Source organism: Bradyrhizobium sp. P2_E8, assembly GCF_056403875.1.
The window spans coordinates 1-1062 of the sequence record NZ_JBFUES010001593.1; the positions used below are offsets into that span (position 1 = coordinate 1).

Sequence of the window (1062 nt, forward strand, 5' to 3'; positions counted from 1 at the left end):
ATGTCGGTTGCCCGTCCGATCGCGTGAAGGATGGCCGCTTTGGCGCCTGTCTCATGGCGGAGCCGGAACTGGTGGCGAGGTGCGTCGATGCGATGAAGCAGGCGGTCGGCGTTCCCGTCACGGTGAAATGCCGCATCGGGATCGACGACCAGGACCCTGAAGTGGCGCTCGATACGCTTGCGCGCGCGGTGGTCGCGGCGGGGTGCGATGCGCTGATCGTGCATGCCCGGAAAGCCTGGCTCAACGGCCTGTCACCGAAGGAGAACCGCGACATCCCGCCGCTCGACTACGAGCGCGTCTATCGGCTCAAGCGTGCGATGCCTGATGTGCCCGTCATCATCAATGGCGGCATCCCAGGCATCGACGAGGCGGCAGCACATCTCGAACACGTCGATGGCGTGATGCTCGGCCGCGCCGCCTATCAGGATCCCTGGCGGCTGCTCTCCGTCGATTCCGATATCTTCGGCGAAGCGGCGCCGCATGCGACGATGCAGGACGCGCTCGAAGCGATGATGCCTTATATCGAGGCGCAGCTCGCGCGCGGCACGCGCCTGCACGCCATCACACGGCATTTCGTCGGCGCATTCCACGCCGTGCCCGGCGCGCGCGCCTTCCGCCGCCATCTTGCCGAGCAGGGGGTAAAGCCGGGCGCCGGTCTCGACGTGCTGCGCGATGCGATCGCGCGCGTCGGTGTGCGTGCGCCGGTTGAGGCGGCCGCCTAACTGCCGCCGGGTGAAGAGCCGGATCGCAACATCCGGCTCTTCGTCGATCGATCGGTCTCAGCGGAACAGGTCGAAGTGATAATTCACGCCGACGCGGAAGGAGTGGAATTTCGCGGCGTTCCACTCCGGCAGGTCGTCGTGCTTGAACTCGGTGTAGAGATATTCGGCCTTGGCCGACCATTTCGGCAGGAACGCCCATTCGACGCCGCCGCCCGCCGTCCAGCCCATCTTCATCTTGTTGATCGGCCCGTCCTTCAATTCGCCGGCGGCAAGACCGGCGGTCCCGAAGAACAGCAGGCGTGAATCCATCGTCGCGATACCGGCGCGGGCGCGGCCGTTC

Annotated in this window: 2 protein-coding genes; one reads left to right on the forward strand and one right to left on the reverse strand. The window is 66.1% G+C overall.

All coding sequences use genetic code 11. The features are described 5' to 3' along the window. The coding region (dusA, locus tag AC1D00_RS42565; protein WP_477014841.1) for a tRNA dihydrouridine(20/20a) synthase DusA at positions 1-722 on the forward strand (722 nt) is incomplete at its 5' end. A 57-nt stretch (positions 723-779) separates the two neighbouring features. Here the strand turns inward: dusA and AC1D00_RS42570 are convergent. Next, the coding region (locus AC1D00_RS42570; protein WP_477014842.1) for an outer membrane protein at positions 780-1062 on the reverse strand (283 nt) is incomplete at its 5' end.